Annotated in this window: 23 protein-coding genes and 4 tRNA genes; 26 read left to right on the forward strand and 1 reads right to left on the reverse strand. The window is 42.4% G+C overall.

Going from position 1 to position 22,276, the window contains the following annotated elements:
• The first annotated feature begins 4 nt into the window (after positions 1-4).
• The 11 genes from IE337_RS00345 (at position 5) to IE337_RS00395 (ending at position 10,253) form a co-directional block, all read left to right on the forward strand.
• Positions 5-1,252: a sensor histidine kinase gene (locus IE337_RS00345; RefSeq protein WP_057744858.1), complete on the forward strand. Its 1,248-nt coding sequence runs from the start codon at positions 5-7 to the stop codon at positions 1,250-1,252.
• A gap of 51 nt (positions 1,253-1,303) precedes the next feature.
• Entirely contained in the window at positions 1,304-2,407 is a 1,104-nt protein-coding gene (gene mutY / locus IE337_RS00350; RefSeq protein WP_191136412.1) for an A/G-specific adenine glycosylase, read from the forward strand.
• Positions 2,408-2,531: 124 nt separating this feature from the next.
• Entirely contained in the window at positions 2,532-3,251 is a 720-nt protein-coding gene (gene rsmG / locus IE337_RS00355; RefSeq protein ID WP_191136413.1) for a 16S rRNA (guanine(527)-N(7))-methyltransferase RsmG, read from the forward strand.
• Between the two features lie 19 nt (positions 3,252-3,270).
• Positions 3,271-4,041 carry a ParA family protein gene (locus tag IE337_RS00360; protein ID WP_057744867.1) on the forward strand — a complete coding sequence of 257 codons (771 nt, stop codon included), beginning with the start codon at positions 3,271-3,273 and terminating at the stop codon, positions 4,039-4,041.
• On the forward strand, positions 4,028-4,918 hold the full coding sequence (locus IE337_RS00365) for a ParB/RepB/Spo0J family partition protein (RefSeq protein ID WP_191136414.1): 891 nt from the start codon (positions 4,028-4,030) through the stop codon (positions 4,916-4,918). The genes IE337_RS00360 and IE337_RS00365 overlap by 14 nt, the downstream gene beginning before the upstream one ends.
• Positions 4,919-4,935: 17 nt before the next feature.
• Positions 4,936-5,124: a DUF951 domain-containing protein gene (locus IE337_RS00370; RefSeq protein ID WP_072152386.1), complete on the forward strand. Its 189-nt coding sequence runs from the start codon at positions 4,936-4,938 to the stop codon at positions 5,122-5,124.
• A 21-nt stretch (positions 5,125-5,145) separates the two neighbouring features.
• Entirely contained in the window at positions 5,146-6,249 is a 1,104-nt protein-coding gene (gene ychF, locus IE337_RS00375) for a redox-regulated ATPase YchF (protein ID WP_072152387.1), read from the forward strand.
• 11 nt (positions 6,250-6,260) lie between these two features.
• Positions 6,261-7,004: a DUF1129 family protein gene (locus IE337_RS00380; RefSeq protein ID WP_072152388.1), complete on the forward strand. Its 744-nt coding sequence runs from the start codon at positions 6,261-6,263 to the stop codon at positions 7,002-7,004.
• Positions 7,005-7,052: 48 nt separating this feature from the next.
• Complete coding sequence (locus IE337_RS00385; protein WP_191136415.1) at positions 7,053-7,742, forward strand: response regulator transcription factor; 690 nt, start codon at positions 7,053-7,055, stop codon at positions 7,740-7,742.
• Between the two features lie 19 nt (positions 7,743-7,761).
• A complete protein-coding gene (locus IE337_RS00390; protein WP_191136416.1) occupies positions 7,762-8,883 on the forward strand; it encodes a sensor histidine kinase in 1,122 nt (373 codons plus the stop codon).
• A 146-nt stretch (positions 8,884-9,029) separates the two neighbouring features.
• Complete coding sequence (locus IE337_RS00395; protein WP_243185597.1) at positions 9,030-10,253, forward strand: MDR family MFS transporter; 1,224 nt, start codon at positions 9,030-9,032, stop codon at positions 10,251-10,253.
• Positions 10,254-10,313: 60 nt separating this feature from the next.
• On the opposite strand, the gene IE337_RS00400 is transcribed toward IE337_RS00395, so the two are convergent.
• Positions 10,314-11,813 carry a peptide MFS transporter gene (locus tag IE337_RS00400; protein WP_112468731.1) on the reverse strand — a complete coding sequence of 500 codons (1,500 nt, stop codon included), beginning with the start codon at positions 11,811-11,813 and terminating at the stop codon, positions 10,314-10,316.
• Positions 11,814-11,957: 144 nt separating this feature from the next.
• Here IE337_RS00400 and IE337_RS00405 point away from each other — a divergent pair, with 144 nt between their 5' ends.
• The 15 genes from IE337_RS00405 to IE337_RS00475 all read left to right on the forward strand — a co-directional run bounded on the left by IE337_RS00405 (position 11,958) and on the right by IE337_RS00475 (position 22,200).
• Positions 11,958-12,770 carry a metallophosphoesterase gene (locus tag IE337_RS00405; RefSeq protein WP_191136417.1) on the forward strand — a complete coding sequence of 271 codons (813 nt, stop codon included), beginning with the start codon at positions 11,958-11,960 and terminating at the stop codon, positions 12,768-12,770.
• A 67-nt stretch (positions 12,771-12,837) separates the two neighbouring features.
• Positions 12,838-12,920: transfer RNA gene (locus IE337_RS00410), tRNA-Tyr, on the forward strand.
• A 10-nt stretch (positions 12,921-12,930) separates the two neighbouring features.
• A tRNA-Gln gene (locus IE337_RS00415) sits at positions 12,931-13,002 on the forward strand.
• Positions 13,003-13,133: 131 nt separating this feature from the next.
• Complete coding sequence (locus IE337_RS00420; protein ID WP_191136418.1) at positions 13,134-13,685, forward strand: PadR family transcriptional regulator; 552 nt, start codon at positions 13,134-13,136, stop codon at positions 13,683-13,685.
• Positions 13,686-15,242: an MFS transporter gene (locus IE337_RS00425; protein WP_191136419.1), complete on the forward strand. Its 1,557-nt coding sequence runs from the start codon at positions 13,686-13,688 to the stop codon at positions 15,240-15,242.
• Positions 15,243-15,294: 52 nt separating this feature from the next.
• A tRNA-Tyr gene (locus IE337_RS00430) sits at positions 15,295-15,377 on the forward strand.
• Between the two features lie 8 nt (positions 15,378-15,385).
• Positions 15,386-15,457 (forward strand) — tRNA-Gln (locus tag IE337_RS00435).
• A gap of 80 nt (positions 15,458-15,537) precedes the next feature.
• A complete protein-coding gene (locus IE337_RS00440; protein ID WP_191136420.1) occupies positions 15,538-16,284 on the forward strand; it encodes a DUF975 family protein in 747 nt (248 codons plus the stop codon).
• Between the two features lie 48 nt (positions 16,285-16,332).
• On the forward strand, positions 16,333-17,130 hold the full coding sequence (locus IE337_RS00445; protein WP_191136421.1) for a hypothetical protein: 798 nt from the start codon (positions 16,333-16,335) through the stop codon (positions 17,128-17,130).
• A complete protein-coding gene (locus IE337_RS00450) occupies positions 17,123-17,566 on the forward strand; it encodes a SprT family protein (protein ID WP_191136422.1) in 444 nt (147 codons plus the stop codon). The genes IE337_RS00445 and IE337_RS00450 overlap by 8 nt, the downstream gene beginning before the upstream one ends.
• Positions 17,567-17,625: 59 nt before the next feature.
• Positions 17,626-18,093: a MarR family transcriptional regulator gene (locus IE337_RS00455; RefSeq protein WP_057744917.1), complete on the forward strand. Its 468-nt coding sequence runs from the start codon at positions 17,626-17,628 to the stop codon at positions 18,091-18,093.
• On the forward strand, positions 18,083-18,991 hold the full coding sequence (locus IE337_RS00460) for a metal ABC transporter solute-binding protein, Zn/Mn family (RefSeq protein WP_191136423.1): 909 nt from the start codon (positions 18,083-18,085) through the stop codon (positions 18,989-18,991). The genes IE337_RS00455 and IE337_RS00460 overlap by 11 nt, the downstream gene beginning before the upstream one ends.
• On the forward strand, positions 18,991-19,680 hold the full coding sequence (locus IE337_RS00465) for a metal ABC transporter ATP-binding protein (protein WP_191136424.1): 690 nt from the start codon (positions 18,991-18,993) through the stop codon (positions 19,678-19,680). The genes IE337_RS00460 and IE337_RS00465 overlap by 1 nt, the downstream gene beginning before the upstream one ends.
• Positions 19,673-20,458, forward strand: a complete 786-nt coding sequence (locus IE337_RS00470) for a metal ABC transporter permease (protein ID WP_191136425.1) — start codon at positions 19,673-19,675, stop codon at positions 20,456-20,458. Before IE337_RS00465 ends, IE337_RS00470 begins: the two co-directional genes overlap by 8 nt.
• A 110-nt stretch (positions 20,459-20,568) precedes the next feature.
• Positions 20,569-22,200: an ABC-F family ATP-binding cassette domain-containing protein gene (locus IE337_RS00475; RefSeq protein ID WP_191136426.1), complete on the forward strand. Its 1,632-nt coding sequence runs from the start codon at positions 20,569-20,571 to the stop codon at positions 22,198-22,200.
• Positions 22,201-22,276 lie beyond the last annotated feature (76 nt).

Raw genomic sequence — 22,276 nt, forward strand, 5'->3', positions numbered from 1 at the left:
TTGCATGCGAAACAACAAACATCAGACGGCGTATGCACCATATCAAGCGCCTAACTTTGAAAAACTGAAGTTGCCTAAGCCACTTCAGAAAATTCGTGAAGATTTGACTCAGCAAGAAAAAATGACTATTTTGATGGTTTTTGGGTTTACCATGGTCTTCGCATTCATTAGTTTGTTTTCAGTTAGTCAATTTAAGGAATTGATGTATGATTCGCCAAAATCTCGGGTAGAACAGACGTTTAATCCGAACCCAAATCCACAAAAACGACTCGATCCAGCACCAGTTATGGATTATACGAGTACCGTGGAACAAGTTTTAAAAATTAAGTCTGGGTCCAAAGTAACTGAGCGTGAATTTAATGGACGTTGGTATTTCTTTGAGCGACAAGGAGATAAATTGGCTTATCTCGACATCACTAAAGAGCATGAAATTCTTGAGAATGTTTCACGGCGATTGCTATGGATTTTTGGTTTAGCTGAAATCGCCTTACTCTTGTTATCGATGATGCTGACGCGTTCAAATATGCGCCCGATTATGCGTTCTTGGAAGCAACAACGCCGATTCGTGGCCGATGCTGCTCATGAATTTAAAACGCCTATGACGGTTATTCAAAATGACTTGGAACGGATGCTTGAACATCCACAAGATACAGTAATGGATCAAGTTGAAAATGTCGCGGGTGCGCTCACTGAAGTTCGGCACTTGAATAATTTAATCGGTGATATGTTGACGCTCGCACAATCAGATGCTGATGTACCGATGTTTAAATTTGATGATTTTGATTTAGCTGAAACCGTGCATGAAGTCGGTGATATTTTTAAATTCAGTGCGGAAGAACGTGATCAAAAGCTTGAAATTAACGTTCCGGAAACATTGCCAATGTACGGTGATGAACAACGCATTCGGCAATTATTAATTATCCTGATTGATAATGCGCAAAAGTATGCTGGACCAGACAGTGTTGTCACTGTCAAAGCCGAGCAGAAAAACAACTCAATTAAGCTATCGGTTTCTGACACGGGTAGTGGTGTTACTGATGATCAGAAGAAGCATTTGTTTGACCGATTCTATCGTGTTGATAAAGCTCGATCTCGTTCCAGTGGTGGTCATGGATTGGGGCTTTCAATTGCGAAGTGGGTTGTACAAGGACACCATGGTACAATTCAAGTAGTTGATACTGTTCCACATGGAACAACGTTTAATATTGTCCTACCTAAAACGGCAAGAACTCGAAATGGTAAAGAAAAGTAGCGCGCAAAACGCTACTTTTTTAATGTTTAAAATAAGGCGGAAAAATAAAAAATGATTGATATGTGGGATGATGAAAAAATTCATGCGTTTCAAAAAACACTCTTAAAATGGTATGACGAAGCTGGACGCAGTACGCTGCCCTGGCGTGCAGATCACAGCCCGTATCGAGTTTGGGTTTCAGAAATCATGCTGCAACAAACACAAGTGAGTACGGTTATTCCATATTTCAATCGATTCATGCAGGCTTTTCCAACGGTGGACGACTTAGCGAAAGCTCCAGAAGCAGACTTATTGAAAGCATGGGAAGGTCTTGGCTATTACTCACGAGTACGTAACATGCAAAAGGCAGCCCAACAAATTGTGAATGACTTTGATGGTGCCTGGCCCAATACCATGCAGACCTTGGAAGCGCTGAAGGGTGTGGGGCCGTATACTGCGGCTGCCATTGCTAGTATTGCTTTTAATGAGCCGGTAGCGGCGATTGATGGGAATGCTTTTCGTGTGTTTGCCCGCTTGTTTGAAATCGATGCCGACATCGCCCAACCAGCGACACGAAAATTGTTTTTTGAGCTTGGAAACCAAATTATTGATCAGGAGCGTCCAGGTGATTTTAATCAAGCCATTATGGACTTAGGTTCGTCGTATATGTCGGCCAAAAATTCTGACCCAGCGCATTCACCGGTGCGTGAATTTGACGCGTCTTACCAGAATGGTACAACTGATTTGTACCCGGTGAAATCAAAAGCAAAGAAGGCTAAGCCTGTTCATTATGCGGCCATGGTGATTAAAAACGATGATACTTATCTGTGGGAAAAACGGCCGGAAACCGGCCTACTCGCCAATTTTTGGACCGTCCCGCTTTTTAACATTGATGATTTTGTGAACGACCGCGATGTTAATTGGTCAGAAACCGAGATTCAGAATGCTCTTGAGAAACAGTTGTTTGAACAATATGGCGTGAAGGTTGACCTAACGAAACGCGACCTCGCACCAATTACGCATATTTACACACACCAAAAATGGTTTGTGTCGGTCTTTGAGGGGACAGTCGTTCAAGATCAGGTACCCAAGCAAGGTGAGTGGAAAACGATGACTGACCTAAATCGCGATCCACAACCTAAAATTCAAGAAAAAATTTGGAAAAAACTATCCTAACAGCTTTTAGCGTAAGAATTATGTTTCACATGAAACATAATTCTTTTTTTATGCGACAGAAGTGTTGATAACATAGGCATTTTGCGCTATTCTTTTAGTATTGGAATCAGTTTGGAGAAATGAAATGAACCCTGAAGAATTTACGGCGGCTTTACGTCAAAATGGTGTGGACTTAGATGACCACCAAATCGAACAATTTAATAAATATTACGAGCGTTTAGTTGCGGTAAACGAGCACATGAACTTGACGGCAATTACTGATCAAGATGAGGTGTATTTAAAGCACTTTTACGACTCATTAACGTTGGCGTTTGCGTACCCTAAACTTCAGGATCAACCATTGAACATGATTGATGTTGGGGCTGGGGCTGGTTTCCCATCGTTACCCCTTAAGATTGTGTTCCCACAATTGAAAATCACGATTATTGACTCATTGAATAAGCGAATTAATTTTTTAAGTGAGTTAGTACAAGAATTGGGACTTGAGGACGTAACAGTTGTCCATGCACGTGCTGAAGAGTTTGGCGGTAAGAATAGCCCTGAACGTGAAATGTACGATGTCGCTACGGCGCGTGCATTAGCGCGTTTAAATGTGCTCGGTGAACTAACATTGCCATTTGTTAAGGAACACGGTGTGTTACTCGCAATGAAGGGTAGCCAAGCGCAAGATGAAGTTGAACAGGGCAAGCAGGCGATTAATACATTGGGTGGTAAAATTCAATCAGAAATCGATGTGACGTTACCAAATGGTGACCCACGTACCGTGATTGTGATTGAAAAGGTTCGTAAGACACCTAAGAAGTATCCACGCAAGCCGGGTGATCCAGTAAGAAAACCATTATAGGCAAAGAAAGGATGATTTGATGGGACACGTTATTGCATTAGCAAATCAAAAAGGCGGGGTTGGTAAAACAACGACCACGGTTAACCTAGGGGCGTCATTGGCAACGCTGGGGAAAAAGGTGTTACTCATTGATACGGATGCGCAAGGTAATGCGACGTCTGGATCAGGCATCCAAAAATCAACAATTGAACGTGACGTTTACGATGTTTTAGTAAATGAAATGCCAATTGAAGATGCAATCTTACCAACGGCACATCCAGATATGGATATTGTGCCAGCTACGATTCGTTTGGCTGGAGCTGAGCTAGAGTTAGCACCAGTGATGGCGCGTGAACTTCGCCTAAAGCAAGCCGTTGAAGGTGTTCGAGATAAGTATGACTATATTCTGATCGACAACCCACCTTCGTTAGGTTTGGTGACAATCAATACATTCTCAGCAGCAGATTCGATTTTGATTCCGGTCCAAGCAGAATATTATGCTTTGGAAGGATTGGGACAATTGATGAATAACATGCAACTTGTGCAACAACACTTCAATCCTGATTTGGAAATTGAAGGCGTATTATTGACGATGGTTGATACCCGTACCAACTTAGCCAATGAAGTTGTCGATAGTGTTCGGGATTATTTTGGTAGTGAAGTTTACGAAACAAATATTCCACGAAACGTTCGTCTGTCTGAGGCACCATCACATGGTTTGCCAATTATTGACTATGATAATAAGTCACGTGGTGCAGAAGTCTACCTAGATTTGGCAAAGGAGGTCTTGGCAGCTCATGGCGACAAGTAAGAAGAAGTCTATTTTAGGTGACGGTGGCGGATTAGGTGCGCTCTTTGCGGATCAGGGTCTTGATACTTCAGTTAGCAATGAAGATGCTGTACGTGAACTATCAGTGACGTCGATTGTAGCCAATCCGTTCCAACCACGCCACATTTTTAATGCTGAAGCCCTACAGGACTTAACGGCATCAATTAAAGAAAATGGTGTTTTACAACCGATTATTGTGCGCCACAGCCCTAAAGACAGTCAAAAGTATGAAATTCTGGCTGGTGAACGCCGTTGGCGTGCATCACAATCAGCAGGGATGGAAAACATTCCAGCAATTGTTCGTAAGTATACGGATGAACAAATGTTGCAAGCTTCTATTTTGGAGAATCTGCAACGTGAGGATTTGACCCCGCTTGAAGAGGCACAAGCGTACCGCGACATGATGACTGCGTTGAATCTAACACAAGAACAAGTTGCAAAACGTCTAGGAAAAGCGCGTTCAGCGGTAGCTAACTTGCTTCGTTTATTAAACTTGCCAGATGAAGTTAAAGATATGGTGGACGCGGGTGATTTATCAATGGGTCAAGCGCGAACATTGCTTGGCTTGCATAATAAGCGTCGAATCGTACCAGTCGCGAAACGCGTTGTTCGTGAAGGCATGACCGTACGTCAAGTTGAGCAGTTGGTAAATAAGTTAAATGAACAAGCCGAACCAACCCCTAAAACTGAAGAAAAATCAGCCTATCTGGCTGAGACACAATCGGCTTTAGAAAATAAATTTGGCACTAAGGTAAAGGTTACCCGTAACCGTAAAGGGGCTGGGAAAATTGAAATTTCATATTTGTCAGACGACGACTTAAATCGGATTTTTGATGTATTAGATATTTCATTAGATTAATCTGAAGGAGAGCGACGATGTACGAATTAAATGATATTGTCGAAATGCGTAAAGGACACCCTTGTGGTGCCAACGCTTGGAAAATTGTGCGCATGGGGGCAGATATGAAAGTTGTCTGCCAAGGTTGTCAGCGCCAAGTGACGTTGACGCGTCATGATTTTGACAAGCGCTTTAAGCGCGTTTTAGAAAAAGCAAACGAAGACTAAAAGAAAAAGAGGGATTAAAAAATGGCTTTAACAGCAGGAATCGTCGGCTTGCCAAACGTTGGTAAGTCAACACTATTTAACGCGATTACTAAAGCAGGGGCGGAAATGGCCAACTATCCTTTCGCCACAATCGAGCCTAACGTCGGAATGGTTGAAGTGCCAGATGATCGTTTGGCGCGAATTCAAGAACTAGTACCAGCTGACAAGTTGGTACCAACGACTTTTGAATTTACTGACATTGCCGGAATCGTTAAGGGTGCATCACAAGGTGAAGGACTTGGAAACAAGTTTTTGGAAAACATTCGTCAAGTGAACGCGATTGTACACGTTGTCCGTGCTTTTGATGATGATGACATTACTCACGTGACAGGTGTTGTTGATCCAATTGCGGATATTGAAACAATCAACACAGAATTAGTTTTGGCTGATTTGGAAGCGGTTGATAAGCGCTACGCAAAGGTAGAAAAGATGGCGAAGTCAGCAAAGGACAAGGATGCCGTTGCTGAATTTGAAGTTTTGGAAAAGCTAAAGCCAGCTTTGGAAGCTGGTAAGCCCGCCCGTTCATTGGATTGGAATGAAGAAGAGCAAAAGATTGTCCAAAGCTTATTCTTGTTGACTTCAAAGCCAGTGCTTTACGTAGCAAACGTGGCCGAAGATGACATGGCTGATCCAACTTCTGGTGAGTATTACCAACAAGTGGCTGAGTACGCAGCAAAGGATCATGCTGAAGTGATTGGAATTTCAGCTCGTGCCGAGGAAGAAATTGCTGAAATGGATGACGCAGATAAACAAGAATTTATGGAATTGCAAGGTATTACAGAGCCTGGTTTGAATCGTTTGATTCGTACGGCATATCACTTGCTAGACTTGCGTACATTCTTTACAGCTGGTGGTAAGGAAACGCGTGCCTGGACGTTTAAGGCCGGCATGAAAGCACCTCAAGCAGCTGGTGTTATTCACTCAGACTTCGAACGTGGATTCATCCGTGCTGAAACAGTTGCTTTTGACGACTTGGATCAACTTGGTTCAATGAAGGCAGTTAAGGAAGCTGGAAAGCGTCGTTCAGAAGGTAAGGAATATGTTGTCCAAGATGGTGACATCATGGAATTCCTATTCAACGTATAGTGGAGAAAAAAATGACTGAAAATAAAAATGAAAACCAAGCAGTACCAGCATTAAAAACACACGCTGAGTTAGCTGAAAGTGGTTTAACGAAACGTAATCAAGAATTTATGTGGCAAGTGCAATCTGCTGCCAATGATGAGCAAATCAATGCCGGTTTAGTTGCTGAAATTGAATCTAATTTGTTAGAAGCTCAAAAGTCAGGAGCAACTGCTAAGCAAATTTACGGTACACCTGAAAATGCCTTGGGAATTAAGACAAAAGAAGTGCGACAAAGTAACTCTGCCCAACAAGCATCAATTAACTATGCGGCCAACGGTTTCTGGAAGATTGCCGTGGATAACAGTTTCGTCTTCTTCATGATGTTCAGTTTGATGTTCGGAATTATGTTGCTCTTTAGTGCTAAGCAAGTAACTGCATCAGGTCAAAATGTTGGACAATTAGGTGTAACAGCTTTGATTTTGACATCAATTACGGGTGGTGTGTTCTTTGCAGGATGGACCATGCTTATGGCACCAAATGCAGATGGACAACGTCGTGGTGTCATTGTACGAATTTTGGGCTCATTGGCTATTTTTGCAGCGTGGTTCGGTTGCTACATGGGCTTTGGTTTCCTACCAGCAGTGATTAACCCACTCTTGCCAGGTTGGATTTACTTGGTACTTGCTGGACTTTCATTCTTGGGATTCCAATGGTGGCGTCGCAAGACTGGTATGCAAGGTGGTTTCTTAGGTGGTGCTGGTAAAGCGCGCAAGTAATGTACGGCCATGATGGCGTACCGTCAACCTGGAATAGGGGTGAATTGAATGAAAATATTGATTGTTGATGATGATTATGAAATTGCAGAATTACTAGAAATTTACGTTAAGAACGAAGGTTATGAACCAATTTCAGCTGACAATGGTAAGGATGCCTTGAAAAAGTTGCGGACAAATCCAGATGTTGGGTTGGTAATCTTAGATATTATGATGCCTGAAATGGATGGAACAGAAGTAGTGAAGGAGATTCGTAAAGATAATCCAATTCCAATTTTGTTGCTTTCAGCTAAGTCAGGAGCAATGGATAAGATTCAAGGCTTGATTCAAGGGGCGGATGATTACGTTACGAAGCCATTTAATCCATTGGAAGTGATGGCACGTGTGCGTGCGCTTTTGCGTCGTTCGCAAAACGGTATGCAACAAGAAGCGCCGGAAATTCTTGATATTGGACCTTTGACGATTAATAAAGACAGCCATGAAGTGAAAACAGCTGATGGTGTTGAAGTTAATTTGACGGCCTTGGAATTTGGTATTCTTTATCTTTTGGCATCGCATCCAAACCGTGTCTTTAGTGCAGATGATATCTTCGAACGTGTTTGGCAACAAGAATCGGTTGTTTCAGCTAAAACGGTCATGGTGCACGTTTCGCACTTGCGAGATAAGCTAGAAGAAGCAACTGGCGGTAATCAAGTTGTCCAAACCGTTTGGGGTGTGGGCTACAAGATTGAAGTCTTATAAGAAAAAAAGGAAATTAGGGATGAAACATAATACTTTAGAATGGGTAATTTTTACCCTTAAGAGTGTCGTTTCGGCCCTATTTTTTGTGTTCGCCTTTTATGGTGCGATGGGCTTGTGGCTACTAACGCAGCAAACAACCATCAATCAAGCAGCGCTCGCTGGTATTTGGACGCAACATACGCTTGCGGCCGTTATCGTGGGTCTCGTTGCGCTAGCTGGTTGGCTGATGTCAGTGCGCTATTTCCATACCCAATTGCAATTAACAACATTAACGCAAGCGGTAAATGAACTAGGCATGCAGGTTAAGAACGCAAAAGATATGGACGAAAATCCAGCAGTTAACGAACTGCGGTTAGGTCGACGCCTACGCCCAATGGCGAAAAGTGTGGATGACCTCTATACAGCTGCGCAAAATGCGATGGAAGAGGAACGCGACATTGAACGTTCTAAGGATGAGATGATTACGAATGTATCGCACGATTTGCGAACACCATTAACATCAATTTTGGGATACTTGGGTTTAATTGTGAACGATTCACCACAAGAACTAACGGTCGAAGATGCAAAGCAATATGCAACGACCGCGTTCAGCAAGGCCCAACAAATGAAATCATTGGTAGAAGATCTATTTGACTACACGCAGGTAAAGCAAGTGGACTTCAAATTGCGTTGGGCACCGTTGGATTTAGCTGCCCTACTGCAACAATTGTCAGCTTCTTATGAACTAGAAGCAAAACAAAAGGATGTCGTGATTTCGGCGGTGACTAATCCCAAACGTATTGAAATGATTGGAGATCCGGACCAATTAGCACGTGTCTTCATGAATTTGATTAGTAATGCGTTGAAGTACGGGAAGAATGCGACATTTATTCGTTTATCAGCTAAGATTATTGAGGATGAAAATGTCGTTGAAGTTCGTGTGACCAATAACGGAGATCCGATTCCAGAAGATTCAATTGATCGGCTGTTTGACCGATTCTATCGTGTAGAAAGTTCACGTAATACTGGCACAGGTGGAACAGGGCTTGGTTTGGCCATTGTTAGTAGCGTAGTTGAAGCGCACGGTGGAACAATTGAAGTCACCTCTAACCCAGAGTTAACGAGTTTTATTATTCGTTTGCCATTGCAAGAGGCTGAATAAAAAAAGCATGCGCAATTGCGTATGCTTTTTTTGTGGCTTCGGACATGGAATTTCCTTGGGTAAAGTCATCAGAACTGGTATAGTAAATGTTTGTACTGATAAAAGGTAAGTTAGCATCACATATAAAATAAACGCTAGGAGGTGGGATGATGCGAGAATTTATGGCATTGGATCGAAACTTAAAGTTACGAGCCTTAACGGTTTTTCTAACCGTGCTTTTGGGAAGCTCAATTGGACCAAATATGACAATTTATTATGTGCAACATTTTGGTTCATTTTGGACCGGAGTATTGCTCATGGTGGTTTCAATTGCTGGATTGATATTCGGACTATATGGGGGCCATATTGCCGATGTTATCGGACGTAAGCGGACCATTGAATATGGCCAAATTGCGATGGTAATTGGTTATGCGATTGCGATGGTGAATAACTCACCTTGGTTGGTTAATCCTTTCGTGACCTTTTTTGGCTTTTTGCTAGCGATGATTGGCTCATCTTTGGCTGATCCTGCTGAACAAGCGATGATGATTGACTCATCAACACCACAAAATCGTCGCTTTGTCTTTGCGTTAATTTATTGGATTTTAAATATCGGAGTGATGATTGGCGCTGCGATTGGTGGCTGGTTCTTCCGTGATTATTTATTTGAGTTGCTATTATTTATGACAATCGTGCCAATCATTAATTACTGCATCGTTCGTTTTGGGATGACGGAAACGTTGGAACGCAGTGAACACGAACAAACAACATCAATTCTGAGCGCTTTAAAGGGGTACTGGGCCGTTTTGAAAGATCGTCGTTATCTAACCTTTGCAATGGCTTCTGTGCTTGCCTCGGTAGTTTATTTGCAACCTGACTACTATTTAGCGGCGCACTTGTCACAATCGTTCCACGAATATAACTTCTTGGGAATGGATATATATGGTCAGCGGATGTTGTCGTTGATGTTGGTCTTCAATACCGTGATTATTATATTTGTCATGGGTTGGGTCACCCGAGCGACCGAAAAATGGCGGTTAGTACGAGCTTTTGCGCTTGGTGTTTTACTCCAAGGTGGGGGCTTTGCGCTTTCGTTCGTATTGCAAGACTTCTGGCCATTGATTCTCGCTACAATTATCTTCACGACTGGTGAGATGATTGGCGTACCAGCGAGTCAAACGTTACGTGCAGATATGATGAATCCTGCTAAGATTGGTGCCTATTCAGGGGTCTTCTCAGTCACGCGTCCAATAGGAGCGGTGATTGCCAGTGGGTTCGTCTCATTGTCTGCTGTCGTAAACAATTGGGGCATTGCGGCTTTGTTGATGATTGTTGTATGCTTAGCGATTTACTTGGTCGCTCGGGCAGCTAAAATGCCAGCACCGTTTTAAAAAATGAACACAAATAAAAAGGCTTAGCACATGACGTGCTAAGCCTTTTTTGAACAGCGTCTACCTGACGCCGGCCATGAGTTTATTAATTTTTGGTACTAAGAATATCAATACAATTCCTAGGGCGACTGAAGCAGCACCGAATAGGAAGAAGTAGCCGACTTCGTTGGCTGGGTTGTATAAACGAACTAATTGCGCGTTTAAGGCTGAACCAGCAGCTGAAGACAAGAACCACATTGACATCATTTGTGACATGAAGGCATGTGGGGCTAACTTAGTTGTGACAGATAGACCGACAGGAGAGATTAACATCTCACCAATAATAACAAGCGCCCATGAACCAACTAGCCAAAGTGGAGAAACCTTCATTCCGGTTCCCCAAATTGCACCTGGAACGGCCATCAACAAGAATGAAGCTCCGGCGAACATAAGTCCAACTGAGAATTTCATTGGGGCTGATGGTTGGCGCTTACCCCATGCTGTCCACAACCAAGCAAAGAATGGCGTGTAAAGCATGATAAACAATGGGTTCATTGATTGGAACATGGCTGGCTTAAACCATGATAACCATGATGGTAAATCAGCATAGTTAACACGATCAGCCGCAAATGTTGCCAAAACGATTGAACCTTGTTCTTCGATTGCCCAGAATAGCACGGCGGCTAAGAACAATGGAATGTAGGCGAACACACGTGAACGTTCCAAAGTTGTAACCTTTGGGCTTGTTGACATGATCACGAAGTAGGTAATTGGTAATAGAATTGCGACAACGGTTAGTAAGTTAATGTAATCGTTGATGCTGTTCCAGCCCATTAAGTTCATCAAAACGATAACCAAAGCTAATGCAATAACAGCATAACCAACTTTGAAAATTAATGGACGAACTTCTTCATGTTGTAAAGGATCTGGAGCATAAAGTGAATTATCTGACAAATCCTTTTGACCGAAGTGGAATTGAATTAATCCAAATAGCATACCAACGGCAGCTAATGAGAAACCAGCGTGGAAACCAAAGCTTTGTTGCGTCCAACCAACCAAGATTGGGGCAAGGAATGAACCAACGTTAATTCCAAACACAAAGATTGAGAAACCAGAGTCACGGCGTGGATCATCTTGTTTATATAATGAACCAACCATTGAAGAAACGTTAGGCTTTAGCAACCCAGTTCCCAAAACGATTAAGGCCATGGCACTAAATAGGGCTGCTGTAGCACCAGGTAGGGCAAGGACGATGTGACCAAGCATGATCAAAACTCCACCCCAGAACACGGTGCGACGTTCACCCAGGATACGATCGGCAATGAAACCACCAAGCGTTCCGGCTAAGTAAACCATTGAAACGTAAATGGCCATAATTGAAGCCCCGGTTGCACGATCAACGTGTAACTGCCCAGCTGAAATTAGGTACCAGATATAGAACAACAGGATCGCCTTCATACCGTAGAAGCTAAAACGCTCCCACATTTCGGTCATGAAGAGCGTCCGCAAGCCACGTGGTTGACCAAAGAAAGCTGTATCTTTCTTTTGGTCTGCCAAGGCTTTTTTATCAGCAGAATCCATGATATAGACATCTCCAAACGATTAAATTTTATTTGCGTCCCTTTCCAAAGTGGGTTCACACAATAATCAATTTTAAAGGATAAAACTAGAAACTACAAGAATAAAGTGTTATGTTAAAGTATTATATTTTAAGGGAGCGGGCGCATGGTCAAAATAGCAGCGAGTAGCGACAATCATCTTGATATCAATCGTGTTGATGTGGACCAAGTGATCCAAGCACAAGTACAGGTGCTTACAGAATTACATATAGATTACTATTTGATTGTGGGAGATGTGTCAAATCGTTTTAATCGAACGCTTAACTATGTGGATAAATTAAAAGCTGCCCTCCCAGCAACGCAGGTGTACTTTATAGCTGGAAACCATGACATGAGTCACGATATTTCTGAATCTGAGCTGGAGACGTTACAACATCCAAATTACCTACATAATCAATATGTGGACTTAGTTGATACTGATTGGCGGGTGATCGGCTTGAATGGTTGGTATGATTATGGGTTTGCTCCCGCATTGTCAGAAAAAGAAGCAGCTGATTTCCATTTTGGCCGCTTTTATGATCGCAGTATCGACCAAGCTGAAAGTGACCCACAACGCTTTCAACGGGCCTATGAGCAACTAAAACAGCAGTTAATGGCTGGCTATCAGGCCCATAAACAAATGGTTGTGATGACGCATTTTGTTCCCATTAGTGATGATTTATTACCGAATACAACAAAGCCACGTGAGTTAGTGAATGCCATGTTAGGTTCGCCGCGGACGGGGGCACTGCTTGAACAAGTGCCGGGTGTACGTCATGTTGTTTTTGGACACGCGCATGTAGCGGCGCCAATGCGGCAACATGGATTAGTACAATATGACAATGTGAGTTTGGGTGTGCAGCGGCGCAATGATTGGCCTGATGCGACCTTTATCCCGAGCTGGGAAAAAAGATTGAAAATTTTTGAGTTAAACGCTTGACGATGTTTGGAAATTCCTGTATATTATAAATCTGTTGAGGCGCAATGTTATTGCGAGTAAACGTCATGGGGGTTTAGCGAAGTCTGGTTAAACGCGATGGACTGTAAATCCATTCCTTCGGGTTCATAGGTTCGAATCCTATAGCCCCCATTTTTATTATTGGGATATGGCCAAGCGGTAAGGCATCGGTTTTTGGTACCGTGTATCGTTGGTTCGAATCCAACTATCCCAGCTATATAAAGCGATGAACACTTTGGTGTTTGTCGCTTTTTTGTTGTTCTAAAAATCGATGGTTGACAATAGGTCTAAACGACCTATAATGGTCTTTTGTCGGATAGGTCTAAACGACACATGGAGGTTAACATGTACGATCTATTAATTTTAGGAATGTTAATGGCACATGATTACTCGGGTTACAAGCTGGGACATGTGTTAGGTGAGGTATTAGTCCCGAGACGTAAGTTATCGAATGGTGTGATTTATCCGTTATTGGATCGCTTAGAGAAAGAGGGTTACATTACTTCTGCTGAATGTGAAATTAATGGGCGCCGCACGAAGATGATGCATATTACTGATGCGGGTCGTGAACGCTTCTATGCGTTAATGGCGCAACCTGTTGCAGAAGATGCTAAACGTGCGGATGTTTATCGCTTTAAGTTTCGCGGGTTTGGTCAGATTGGTCCGGATGAACAAAAGCACATTTTAGATGAGTACTGTCAGTCTATTCAAAATGATTTGGATCACTATCGCCATGCCCAAACCAAGATGGTGCATGAGGCAGAAAAGTATCCTGATCAACAAGCGCATTATCAGTGGGCTGGCAATACTATCGTGTTACAGATTGAGATGTGTGAAGCCCAACTCGCTTGGGCGAACGCACAAATAGCAGCAATTAAAGCAGAGGAGCAAGGTTAAATGACAGAAGTAAAATCAGGTAGCAGTAAGAATAAATGGATTGCCTTGATTGCCATGTCGCTGGGGGTCTTTATGGCACTCTTAGATGTGACAGTCGTCAATGTGGCTTTGCCAACGATGGCAGTTGATTTCAACACAACTTTCAGTAACTTACAATGGGTATTGAATGCTTATACCATTGTGTTTGCTTCAATTTTGTTGATTGTTTCAAAATTAGGCGATATGTACGGTCGTAAGAAAATTTTCATGATTAGTATGGTTATTTTTGTGGTTGCCTCTGCGATTAATGGGTTAGCAACCTCACTACCAGTCTTGATTGCAGGGCGTGCCCTTCAAGCGATTGGTGGGGCCGGCTTAAATTCACTTTCGATGGCCTTGGTTGCATCAAATTTTGAAGGAAAGTCACGTGGAACAGGAATGGGAATTTTAGGTTCAGTGATTGGACTTTCAACGGCCTCGGGTCCGCTGGTTGGTGGATATTTAGTTGAGACGTTTGGTTGGCCATCAATTTTCTTTGTGAACGTGCCAATTGGTATTATTGCGTTTGCCTTGTCTTGGAAGTACGTTAAGGAAACGCCGAGTTATGGTAAGGGCCAAAAGATTGATTTTCTTGGTATGCTGCTTTCCGGAGCTGATTTGTTTACACTAGTCTACGGATTGATTGAAAAAGAACAACACTTTAACTGGGGCTGGACAGATCCCCGCGTTATGGGGTGGTTGTTGGCCGGAGTTGTTTTGTTGGTTGTCTTTGTTCTAGTTGAACTAAAGTCAAAACACCCCATGATGAATCTCAAGTTGTTCAAGCATGTTAATTTGGTTGGGGCGATTTTTGTTGCCTTTGCTTTAGGGGCAGGAGTCTACGCCATTAATGCTTATCTTACAACTATGATGCAAAATTACATGGGCTACAGTGCCTTCAGTACTGGCGTTCATCAATTGGTTATGTCGATTTGGGCCTTGCTTCTAGGTCCAATTACGGGACGTTTAGGTAACCGATACTCAAAGCGTTGGATGATTGCTGGATTCTTGGGCTTAGGGGTCGTTGCTTACTTGGTACTAGCACTGATGATTACACCAAATATTACCTTTAATGAATTGGTTCCTGGTTTGGTGTTGCTGGGGATCTCAAATGCAATGGTTAATCCGTTGGTTAACAATGCTGGATTGGAAGGCATTGAACCTTCTGAAACCGGTATGGCGTCTGGTATTATGAATGTCTTTCGTCAATTTGGTGTGACGGTCGGAATTGTAATGCTTGGTTTGACGCAATCAAATAAGTATGAAGATTACGTCAACGGTCATTGGTCCGGTTTGAATTTACCAGTTCAAATGTCAGATGGTTTGCATGATGCTTTCACCAATGCTGGACCTTTTGCTGGACATACGATTGCCTACAACAGTCGCTTGGCAAGTTTGCCACAGATTGGTCAGTTACGAGATATGATTCTACATGCGTATAATCATAGTATGGTTGCCATCTTCATCGCAGCTGCGATCGTGATGGCAATTGGCGCCGTGGCAGCTGGAATATTAATGCGTGATTCAAAAGAAAATTAAAAAAAGGGTTGCAATCATTTAGCCAACTTGTTATTATATAAAAGTTGGTTATGGGGGTTTAGCGAAGTCTGGTTAAACGCGATGGACTGTAAATCCATTCCTTCGGGTTCATAGGTTCGAATCCTATAGCCCCCATTTATTATTGGGATATGGCCAAGCGGTAAGGCATCGGTTTTTGGTACCGTGTATCGTTGGTTCGAATCCAACTATCCCAGTAAGAAAAAGGTCGGTGAGCGATTTCGCTTACCGGCCTTTTGTTATAATTAAAAGAAAAAGTGTAGCGAAAGGACAAGCAATGCAGAGTAATCGACAAATTAAAGCAGCGGCGCGCCATCAAATCATTGGTAACTTTAGTCAGTTCCAGATTGCCCTATCATTAGGTTTTGGGTTAATTATTTGGCAATTTATCTTCAGCTTGATTAATTCACGTAGTGCGCAATATCAAAATTTGATGAGCATGAGTATGAAAACCATGAGTGGGCAAACGGTTCCCTCAGATGTTTACATGCAAAATCTGCAAACGGCACTACCAGGTTTACTGGGATCTGCCTTTATTGATGCCATTATCAGTGGAATGTTAGCCATTGGTGCCAGCTGGGCGTTTGTGATGTGGCAACTAACAAAGAAACAGCCAGGACACCCTTTTAAATTAAGCCTACGTTTCTTTAGTCGAACGACCTTGAAAGATAGTGTCATCTTGATGGCAGTACGTTCAGTACTTGTCTTTGTTGGTTACATGCTCTTCGTGATTCCGGGGATTGTCATGTCATTGAACTTTGCGATGGCACCGTTTATTTACGCAGCAGATGTCCAAACTAAGCGGCCAATTCAAAGCACAACCGTTTATCTCCGTGCGTCAAGTGCGATGATGCGTGGACATCGCATGCAATTGTTGTTCTTAAACATCAGTTTTATTGGATGGATGTTAGCCAATGCGCTTACAGGTGGACTAGCTAGTATCTATGTCGTACCATATTATCAGTCAACGATGGCTCAATTCTATGTGGCACGTCAATTGGATATCGAAAAAAATATGTCATAAACCAAAAACCGATGTCGTGCATCGGTTTTTTATTTGAGGTAAATTATTATGCAGAAAAATCACCGAACGGAACGATTACGGGTTGGTCGCGATGGGGATGCTTGGCAACGTGAAGTGCCGGATGTATTAGATAAGCAGGCCCCAATTTTTGAACCGATTCAAGTTGTAAATCCCCACACAGAGATGAGCGTACATTTTGCGGAACACGCCGAACGTGTTCCACGTGAAACATGGTACCGGCTTATTTTGCAAGAATGTCGAAAAGTAACGCAAGCAGATATGCGTATCCGCAGTATTATATTGGATCGGCACGATACATTGCATATTTTATTTGTTATGCCGGACGTTCCGGCAATGCAAGAACTCACCATTTTTGTTGGTAAATCAGTGCCTAAATTGCAACAGCATCAAATGTGGACGGGATATTATGCTTCAATCCGTGAAGTATTAAAAGTGGTACGTCAGTATTTAAGTAATCAGCGTTATCAGAGTTTCTCGTTAGGAATGTATAGCTTTTTACGGCTTAACCAGCAAGGTGTGGTAACAGATATTCAAATGCAACACAGACATTATTATTTAGGGCATGCTGAGATACCGATTGCTGAGGATGAGGCGCGTCTCTTACAAGTGCTACAACGTTATGAGTTGTTCCAACTGTCTGCAGAAGGACTGAAAATAACTGCCTTAGGGATTAGTGCGTTAAATTACTTTGCGAGATTTTATGAACGAACATTTTCGGCAAATTGGAAGACAGGTATTGTCGACTCCGATATGTCTGAACAATCAGTTAAATCAACTCAGCGAAAACAAGTTCGATTAGCACGGGAGGTTGAGGAAAATGACTGATGCAGAGCTCCAATCTTTAGTGGAAAGCATCTCAATCACTGATTTTGAACGTCCTTTTGAACATCAAGCGACGTTTAATCGACGGTTAAGAACGACAGGTGGTCGTTATTTATTAGCGACTCACAATCTTGAAATCAATCCACGGATGCTGACAGATTTTGACGAAGCAACTTTGATCGGTGTAATTCAACATGAATTAATTCATTACCATCTTCACATGCAAGGGTTACCACACCAACATCGAGATCAGGCGTTCAAACAGGAATTAGCACGTACCGGTGCGTTACGGTTTGCTCCGGCCCAGCCACAAGCAGCGAAGTGGCATTACTGTTGTGCGAATGGACATGATATTTATCGTAATCGACGTATGAATGTTAAACGTTATGTTTGTGGGAAATGTCGGGCACCGTTAAAATTAATGAATCCAAATGGTTGACTAACTAATTGTTAGCGTGATATATTTTACTGGTTAATTAACCGGTAAAGGAGTTTTCAATGACAGTTAAAGAAAATGCAGCGCAAGTCGATGATTTTTTAAATCAAATTCTGTTACTCGCTGAAAATCAGCGGGAAATCCTCTTGGGATTTGAACATAAGCAAACAATTACCTTGACGCAAGGACATCTATTGATGATTTTGGCGCAAAAAGGGCCACAAACGAATGGAGAACTTGCTCAGGCATTAGCTGTTTCACCAGCTGCGGTGACAAAAGCGATGAAGATTTTGCAAAATGAGCAAAACGCAATGGTGACATTGATGCCAGATCCGGAGGACGGACGAATTAATCGATGGGCACTGACGGATACTGGACGGGCTAAAGCGACCGAGCATGCAGATGAACATCAAACAACGCAAAGCGAATACATCGCCGTACTCAATCAATTTACAGATGATGAGCAGGCTGTCGTATCGCGATTTATAACGGCCATGACAGATAAGTTAACGGGGGGCAATGATGCGTAGTCGACTAAATAAAATGCTTTTAACATTCACAGGGGCTTTAGTTTTATTTTTGATTGGGTTGGTGATTTATACTGGCCTGCAGCAAAATAAAAGTACTGATTTGGGGAATAGCCCGATTCGTGTTGTTAGTAGTTTGAATAGCTATGGTGAAATGGCGGAAGCAGTTTTGGGCAATCAAGGAGAAGTTAAGAGTGTAATGACAAATCCGGATGTTGACCCACATGATTATGAACCAACGGCAAATACAGCCAAGTTATATGAACGGGCCACAGTGACCATTTCGAATGGAGGTGGTTACGATACTTGGAGTGAACGCTTTACAAAAGCTAATAAAGATGTAAAAGCGGTTAATGTTGGTGAAATGTATCATTATCAAGAAGGACAAAATGAACATTTTTGGTATCAACCAGATGTCGTTAACCGGGTGACCAATGCTTTGGTTGATACTTATAGTGCGATTAAGCCAGATCAACGAGCTTATTTCGAACAAAATGCCAAAAATTACCAGAAGAAAATGCAAAAGGTGGATCGCCTGCGGACGCAATTAAAACAGGAAATGGCTGGAAAAGGGGTTTTGGCAACAGAACCCGTCTTTGATCCACAGCTAGAAGCTGTGGGAGCGAAGCGTTTAGATACAGCTTTTGCCCAGGCAATTGACGAAGGGAATGACCCAACGCCAGCAGCCATGTCAGAATGGCAAGGCAAGTTAAAAAATCATGAAGCAGTTGCGGTAATCGATAATACGCAGTCTTCAAGCAAACTGGTTAAGCAGGCTTTGCAAGAAGCGAAAGCGGCCGGGGTACCGATTGTACCGGTAACGGAATCGATGCCGAAGAACACGTCATATATTGATTGGCAATATAATCAATTAAAGAGTCTGCAAAAGGCGGTGCAATAATGGTAGTGCTAGAAGGAAAAGATATTGGAATTAAATTTGGCAAGCGTTGGTTATATCGCCATGTGAATTTTGAACTGAAATCACAACACGTCTTAGCTGTTATTGGGGATAACGGTGTTGGAAAGACGACTTTAATCCGCGCTATTTTGGAACAACAGAAGTTAACTGAAGGTGCGTTGACTTGGCCTGATAAAAAACCAGTAATTCGGTACGTGCCACAAGAACGGCCCGATGCGCAGGACTTTCCATTGCGTATTTCTGAATTTGTGAGTTTGAGCTTTGATCAAGGGATTCGTCCTTGGATGACGAAAGCCGAAAAAGACCAAATTCAACATATTCTTGACGATACACATTTGGTTGAGTTAGCTGATCAACGCATTGATCAAGCTTCTGGAGGTGAACGTCAACGTTCTTACTTGGCGCAAGCTCTGCTGGTAGATCCAGGTCTATTGATTTTGGATGAAGCAACGGCCAATCTTGATAATATTGCCAAGTATGAATTAATGGATGTGGTGAAGCATTATCGAGATCATCATCACCTTAGCATTATTATGATTAGTCACGATTTGGAAATTATTAAAGAATATGCGGACGATTATCTGTTACTCAAGCCTGAAGGTAGTGAGTTTGGACAGGTAAAGGATTTGGACGTGTCACAACTGGAGGTGGGAAATCAAGATCATGCTTAGTTATCCATTTATGCAAAATGCCTTTGTTGTTGGAACCTTGATTGCCATTGTCAGTGGTTTTATTGGGGTCTTTGTTGTTGCCCGTCACATGTCGTTTTTAGCGCACACTTTAAGTGAAATTGGCTTCGCCGGAGCTTCTTTTGGCCTCTTTATGGGCTGGTTGCCGCTCATTGGGATGTTGATTTTCACCATTCTCGCTTCGACGACAATTGGTGAGTTGGGGATGCAAGAAAAACGTTCTGAATCATTGATCTCGGCGGTGAGTGCGGTGGCTATTGGACTAGGAATCGCCTTCTTGGCGCTTTCACAAAAGAATGCCAGTGCAGCAACAAGTATTCTATTTGGTTCGATTTTCAGTATTAGTCATGCAAACGTCGTCCAAGTAGTGGTCTTAGCGTTGATTGTTTTGGTTGTAGGGTTACTTTGTTATCGCCCGTTGCGACATTTCGCGTTTGACTACAATACGGCTATTTTTAGCTTAAAACACGTCGTATTGATTGAAGTTCTGTTCTTAGTGCTAATGGCGATGACTGTAGCGATTTCTTCACAAGTAGTGGGGTCGTTGTTAATCTTCATCTTAATCACTTTACCAGCTAGTGCAGCGATGCGCTGGGGCCGGACTGTGTGGCAGATGGTTGGCTTATCAGTCTTGTTTGGTGTTGTCGGTGTCTGGGCTGCGTTAGTCTTATCGTATTGGACGAATGTACCAGTTTCGTTTTACATCGCCATTATCGAAGCAGGGATTTATTTTATTTCCTTGATTAAACGCGATGCGTAATTGTTAATGAAATGATACAATGGGCGGACATATGTTCGTCCATTTTTGATATGATGGAGATTGATTGTTTTAAGATATGAATTAACGCAAAAAAGGAAGTAATAAAAAATATGTTAACAGCCTCAAACGTTTCAATAGCTTTCAACGGTAAAAAGCTATATCAAGATGTTAATCTTAAATTTACACCAGGAAACACATACGGAATTATTGGTGCCAATGGTGCCGGTAAGTCAACTTTCCTAAAGATTTTGGAAGGTAAGTTGCAACCAACAACTGGAACAGTTTCAATGGATCCAAACGAACGTATGTCATCATTGGTACAAGATCACTTTGCTTTCGATGACTACACGGTGATGGATACAGTTATGCAAGGTTATAAAGAGCTTGCTGAAGTTAAGTCTGAAATGGATGCCATTTACGCTAAGCCTGATTTCTCTGATGAAGACGGAATTCGCGCAGGGGAACTTTCAGCGCAATTCGACGACATGAACGGTTGGACTGCTGAGTCAGATGCCTCACAACTTTTGCAAAGTGTGGGTATTCCTGAAGACATGCACCAAACTAAGATGAGCGAATTATCAGAAACTGAAAAGGTTAAGGTTTTGTTGGCCCAAGCTTTGTTCGGTAACCCTGATATTTTGATTTTGGACGAGCCGACTAACGGTTTGGACACTAAGACAATTGCTTGGTTGGAAGACTTCTTGGCCGACTATCCAAATATCGTTATCGTCGTATCCCACGACCGTCACTTCTTGAACACTGTTTCAACAATGACTTTGGATGTGGACTTCGGTAAGATTACAGAATTCGTGGGAAACTATGACTTCTGGAAGGAATCTTCAGAATTGGCATCACGTTTGCAAGCGAACGAAAACGCTAAGAAGGAAGAACAAATCAAAGAATTGCAAGACTTCGTGGCCCGTTTCTCAGCCAATGCCTCAAAGTCAAAGCAAGCCACTGCGCGTAAGAAGCAATTGGAAAAGATTACATTGGACGATATTCAACCTTCAAGCCGTAAGTACCCATACGTGCACTTTGATGTTGCCCGTGAAATGGGAAATGACATGGTTAAGGTTGAAAATGTGTCAAAGACCGTTGATGGTGTTAAGTTGCTAGACAACGTGTCATTCACATTGCGTCCAAATGAAAAGACGTTAATTATGGCCGATAACGACGTTGCGACAACAGCAATGTTGGATATCTTGGAAGGCAACATGGAACCTGATGAAGGAACTGTGACTTGGGGTGTGACAACTTCAAGTGATTATCTTTCAAAGGATATGGGAAAGAACTTCCCTAAGCCGGATATGCCAATTCTTGATTTCTTGCGCGACTTTGCGGGTAAGGATGAAGATGACAATACTTTCTTACGTGGATTGTTAGGACGGATGTTGTTTAAGGGTGAAGATGTTGAAAAGACATTGGATGTCCTTTCAGGGGGTGAAAAGGTCCGCGTTATGTTAGCTAAGCTAATGTTGACGAAGCCAAACGTTTTGATTTTGGATGATCCTACTAATCACCTTGATTTGGAATCAATTACCTCATTAAATGATGGATTAATTGACTACAAGGGTGGTCTAATCTTCACATCACACGACCACACGTTTGCACAAACAATTGCTGACCATATTATCGTGCTTGGTAAGCCTGGCGTTATTGAACGTGCCGAAACGGATTACGATGAATTTATCGCTAACCCTGGGGTACAAGATGCGTTGAAGGAACAAAATATTCAACTATAAAGAAAAGACGGACAGGGATGTCCGTCTTTTTTGCTTGTGTTTTTGGTGAAATCATTTAAAAATAGACATATATTAT

Source organism: Weissella viridescens, from assembly GCF_014789145.1.
GTDB lineage: Bacteria > Bacillota > Bacilli > Lactobacillales > Lactobacillaceae > Weissella > Weissella viridescens.